Source organism: Bacillus litorisediminis, from assembly GCF_022808645.1.
Taxonomy (GTDB): Bacteria; Bacillota; Bacilli; order Bacillales; family JC228; genus Bacillus_BF; species Bacillus_BF litorisediminis.
Genome location: NZ_JAKZKT010000091.1, coordinates 1 through 4,843 on the forward strand (window position 1 = coordinate 1; position 4,843 = coordinate 4,843).

General features: G+C 36.8%; 8 protein-coding genes. 4 read left to right on the forward strand and 4 right to left on the reverse strand.

What is annotated here, in order from left to right:
- Positions 1-378: 378 nt before the first annotated feature.
- From MLE14_RS21780 to MLE14_RS21795, 4 genes are all read right to left on the reverse strand, one after another.
- Complete coding sequence (locus MLE14_RS21780; RefSeq protein WP_041902469.1) at positions 379-705, reverse strand: hypothetical protein; 327 nt, start codon at positions 703-705, stop codon at positions 379-381.
- A 154-nt stretch (positions 706-859) separates the two neighbouring features.
- Entirely contained in the window at positions 860-1,054 is a 195-nt protein-coding gene (locus MLE14_RS21785) for a hypothetical protein (RefSeq protein ID WP_041844978.1), read from the reverse strand.
- A gap of 177 nt (positions 1,055-1,231) precedes the next feature.
- Positions 1,232-1,579, reverse strand: a complete 348-nt coding sequence (locus tag MLE14_RS21790; protein WP_041903726.1) for a spore coat protein — start codon at positions 1,577-1,579, stop codon at positions 1,232-1,234.
- Positions 1,580-1,592: 13 nt separating this feature from the next.
- Positions 1,593-1,874, reverse strand: coding sequence for a hypothetical protein (locus tag MLE14_RS21795; RefSeq protein WP_041844980.1), 282 nt, complete (start codon positions 1,872-1,874; stop codon positions 1,593-1,595).
- A 665-nt stretch (positions 1,875-2,539) separates the two neighbouring features.
- Between MLE14_RS21795 and MLE14_RS21800 the strand changes: the two genes are divergently transcribed.
- The 4 genes from MLE14_RS21800 (at position 2,540) to spoVAD (ending at position 4,818) form a co-directional block, all read left to right on the forward strand.
- Positions 2,540-2,746, forward strand: a complete 207-nt coding sequence (locus MLE14_RS21800; RefSeq protein ID WP_243300487.1) for a DUF1657 domain-containing protein — start codon at positions 2,540-2,542, stop codon at positions 2,744-2,746.
- Between the two features lie 82 nt (positions 2,747-2,828).
- A complete protein-coding gene (locus MLE14_RS21805) occupies positions 2,829-3,302 on the forward strand; it encodes a YhcN/YlaJ family sporulation lipoprotein (protein ID WP_279326909.1) in 474 nt (157 codons plus the stop codon).
- Positions 3,303-3,319: 17 nt separating this feature from the next.
- Positions 3,320-3,799, forward strand: coding sequence for a stage V sporulation protein AC (spoVAC, locus tag MLE14_RS21810; RefSeq protein WP_243300489.1), 480 nt, complete (start codon positions 3,320-3,322; stop codon positions 3,797-3,799).
- Positions 3,799-4,818: a stage V sporulation protein AD gene (gene spoVAD, locus MLE14_RS21815; RefSeq protein WP_243300490.1), complete on the forward strand. Its 1,020-nt coding sequence runs from the start codon at positions 3,799-3,801 to the stop codon at positions 4,816-4,818. Before spoVAC ends, spoVAD begins: the two co-directional genes overlap by 1 nt.
- Positions 4,819-4,843 lie beyond the last annotated feature (25 nt).

Genomic DNA, 4,843 nt, shown 5'->3' on the forward strand with positions numbered 1-4,843 from the left:
GCTGACTTCTAACTGTTCAGCTATCTATCGCTAGATAGGTTACCAAGAGTACTTGGCTTTCCAGTCAGATCTCCCCAGGTAAGAGTGCAATCTTTCCCTCCAAATATCTGCTTCATTTACTCTGTATCATCTTTGGCAGAAAGGACTTTGTTTTGTTATGCAAACTCATCCAATGATACCTAGCCTTATATGAAGTTCGTGTTCCTCAGACCGGAGGTTTGCCGCTCGCTTCCTTCAGATTCCGTGTCACCACGGACACCCTTGCGTTAAGCTACTGTTACTTCTGCCTTCACAGTTCGGGACTTTCACCCTATAGATTGCACCCATGCTGGGCGCATCACATAAAGAACACCGTTTGAGAACAAACGGTGTATAAACTTATTCATCTTTATTATCTGCGTCATTTACATCTTTAGGATCTTCAATTGGTTCTTCTGTATCAGTGTTGTCATTATTTTCATCAATATTATCTGGATCTGTTGCGTCTTCAGCATCTTCAATTGATTCTTCTGTATCAGGGGTGACATTATTTTCATCAATAGTATCTGGATCTGTTGCGTCTTCAGGATCTTCAATTGGTTCCTCTGTCCCAGGAGTTACATCCTCAGGTGGTGGATTATTATCGTCATCTCCATTATTACACCCTAATAACAAGAACATTGAAAGAAAAACTGTTGATAAAAGTTTCATCCACTTATGATTCATCTTTACCGCCCTTTCGATTGTTGTGATTTCTAAATTATTTTTTACGTTTATTCTTTTTTTATTCAGATAGTCTAAAAAAGAAATTTGATGAAATACAGTAATAAAATTTAAAATGAGGCAATTATGTATGATAATATTACAAAGTTTCCCTATTTTATCCGATTCTATTTTTTGCTTTTTGAATAACCTCTACTACAAACTGATCTTTATTTTCTAATTCACCAAGTGTAAGTTCTCCATTAGCTAATTTTTCAGAGAGCACATTAATATCTTCCTGGACGGAAACAGGGATTTGATTTTCAGTCAACATTTTCTGAAGCTCATTTGCAATTTTAGTTTCTTGATTCATTTTTAACACAACCTTATTTTAGTATTTATATGGCAGGATTTGAGCAATTTAATACTTTGAACACGTTTGTAGGAAGGTTCTAAAGAAGAGAAAGGTTGGTTAACATCCAACCAACCTTTTGTCTTGCATAATTATTGTTGTTTTACCCTGAGTTTACTTTCCTTTAACAAGTGTTCTTTATTGTATTAAATTGCCTCTATAAGGATCTTGACTTTGCATGTAGTTAGAAAATTGTTGAACCGATTGTTGAATAGTTTGTGGAGTTTCTTTTTCCAAAGCATACCATCCGTTTTTAAACATTAAGTTATATAGATTGCGGTGACAGTCTTCTGTTTCTTGGGAAATAGACGCAATTGTACGATACAACGACCCATGGCTTGCTTCTTTTAATGCAGTCGAATATGAGGAAGATATATATTTTTCCGTAGTTAAGGCATCGTTTAGAAAATCTCTATCGTTCATTTGCGGCGTCTTGGGAACTGGTGTTTCAGGATTCTTAATTTTGTTTGGAGTATTATTTTCCACTATCGTATCCTCCTTATTGATTCATATTTTGTGAAGGTTGAGTTACATACTGTTGCATCTGTTGAAGCAGCTGTTGATAGTGTCGGTCGTGCATTTGTCCAGCTTGTTCAAGTGCTGCTCTTACTTCTGGATTTTGACATTGTTGAGCGAAAAAATGCATTTTCTTCATCGCAAGTAGATTCCAGCTTAACATATCGTTTAAATAGAGATGATCCTTTGTTGACATTATTTCAGGCGGCTGCGTCATGAAAGCTTGTGCTTGTTGATTAACCATACCCGTCTGCGGTTGTTGCATGATGTTTCCTCCTTGTTAACAATGTTGTAATCACTTGGGTAGATTGCCACATAGCGGTCAAAAATATGCAGGTATTTTAGACTAGTTTTAAAGCCCCCCACCTCTAGATAGCATTAAATACTCCCCACCTATACGCAGGTGGGGAGTATTTGTCGCTTAACTAAATATTAATTGATCCTATTCCAGATTCTGTCTAGATCCAAGGCAACATATATTTTATCACCATTAATTTCCTTATGTATGATAGGATGGGAAAAATACTGATTTATATTTCTATTAAATTGCTTAGACCTTGCTCGTGGTTTTGGTCCTGAAATCGTTTCAAGATAGTCCTTATACATACTCCGTCTACCTCTTTTTTATTATTTAATGAAAAATACAAACTGCATCAATACTCATTTCTAAATAAAAAAGCATACCAGTCTTACTTCTCGAAAAGAAAATTCCCCTCGAATGGTAAAACAATTGTACTTTCATCAGCTTTTATAAAAGTTCAACTGTCCAATTTACCCTATTCTCCCTTCCTTAATTTTTTCCTGCCAAGAGTATTTTTTCCTAAAAGATAAGAAGTATAATTTAAATTTTAAAAACTTTGTATGAATAAACATTTCTATCTTGAAACATTCTAAGAAAGGTTTCAAAGAAAAATATAGGAGGTGAAAGTCATGACAGTTATTAATGACGTTAAAACAGCTTTAGCCGGATTAAAAAGCGCTCAAGCTAGCTTTGAAACATTTGCTCTTAGTACAGATAATGAACAAGCGAAGCAGCTTTACCAAGATGCTGCTAAGCAAACCCAATCTGTTATTAACAGCATTGAACCACGCGTTCAACAAATTGAACAAGAAGAACCTCAATACAAACAACAGTAATTAGTAAGGCGAAAAAAGGTTGGCCTCTTAACCAACCTTTTTTCAGCTGTTCAAATAATGGAAAAACATGGAGGTGATTTTTTTGAAAGATAAAATAACCACATTGAAAAACCTACTTTTTATTATAATGGTCATTGGTTTCGCATCAGGATGTAATGGTAATCAAAATGAATTTATTCAAGGTAATAGTACTTTTGGTATTTCACAAGTACATACAAGTAAGCCAATTGATCAATCCGTTGCCAATCATGCGAAAGAAAAGATAATTGCCAAGGAAGATATTACAGACGTAAAAGCTGTGAATACTGATAAAGAGCTTATGGCAGCAATTAAAGTTGAGAATTTTGATCGATTTCGATTAAAGAGTATCGAGAAGTCAGTAAAATCCGACTTAGAAAAAAAATATCCGGACTATAAAGTTTTTGTTTCGACTGATAAAAAAATATTCTGGGAACTTGAAAACATAGAACAGAGACTGAAAAAAAACGATACGAATGAGAAAAACTTAAAAAAGGATTTAAATAAACTGAAAAGTCTAATGAAGGAACAAACATAAAGAGAAAGGATCGAGTTATGTCTAATAATCAAAAGAAACAACTTACTCCTGTGCAACAGGAATACCAAAAATTGCAAAAACAACGAGAGATTAAAAGACCGGTTGTTAAAAATTGTATAAAGGCCTTTATAACTGGTGGTCTTATCTGTCTGATCGGTCAGTGTATTTCTGACTTCTACATTTATTTTTTTGATTTTACTGAGCAAACGGCCGGAAATCCGACAGTGGGTACGTTAATTTTTATTACGATGCTTCTTACTGGTTTTGGTGTATATGATCGAATGGCCCAATTTGGAGGGGCTGGAACAGCTGTACCCGTAACTGGTTTTGGCAATGCGGTTATATCGCCTGCCATTGAGCATCGAACCGAAGGATTTGTACTGGGCGTAGGTGGCAACATGTTTAAATTAGCGGGGGCGGTTATTTTATTTGGTGTTTTTTCTGCTTTTGTCATTGCCTTAATTAAAACCACTTTAATCCAGTGGGGTGGTTTATAATGCTAGCAGGTCATCGTACATGGATCTTCGAACAAAAGCCTGTCATTATCTCCACTGGAACCGTTGGTGGACCATTTGAAGCCAATGGTGCTATCCCAGATGATTTCGATATTCTTCATGCTGATTTATGGCTTGGGCAGGATTCCTATGAGAAAGCACATAAAATCCTTTTTGAAGAGGCTTGTCAAAAAGCCATGGAAAAAGGGGGCATACAAAAAGATCAAGTTCAATTTATCCTAGCTGGGGACTTAATCAATCAAATCACCCCAACAAGTTTCGCTAGCAGAACGATTGGAGCGCCTTATTTTGGCTTATTCGGTGCTTGCTCTACCTCGATGGAAGGACTGGCTCTAGGTGCTTATATTGTAAATACAAAAGGAGCGAAATATTTGTTAACAGGAGCTTCCAGTCATGATACAGCTGTTGAAAAACAATTTCGGTATCCAACTGAGTATGGTGGACAAAAACCACCTACTGCACAATGGACTGTTACTGGTGCAGGTGCAGCCCTATTAAGTGATTCTGGGGAAGGACCTCATGTCACATCTGCCACAATTGGTCGTGTAATCGATATGGGATTGACAGATCCATTTAACATGGGAGGAGCTATGGCGCCAGCTGCGGTTGATACCATTGAAGCCCATTTAAAGGAACGAAATGTTGAGCCATCTTATTACGATTTAATTGTAACCGGTGACCTTGGCCAAATCGGACAGGAAGTGTCCATGGATCTATTTAAAAAGCATGGAACTCCTATTAGTGAAGAACAATACCAAGATTGTGGCCTTATGATTTATCGGGAAGGACAACCCGTTCTTGCAGGGGCAAGCGGTGCAGGCTGTTCAGCAACGGTAGTTTATGGGCATTTATTAAACCGCATGAAAAAAGGTGAATTTAAACGAATGTTAGTTGTGGCAACAGGTGCTTTGCTTTCACCGTTGTCCTTTCAGCAAAATGAAACAATTCCTTGTATCGCCCATGCAGTGTCAATTGAATACGGAGGTGAACAATTAACATGATCTATTTTTGGGCTTTTGTCGTAGG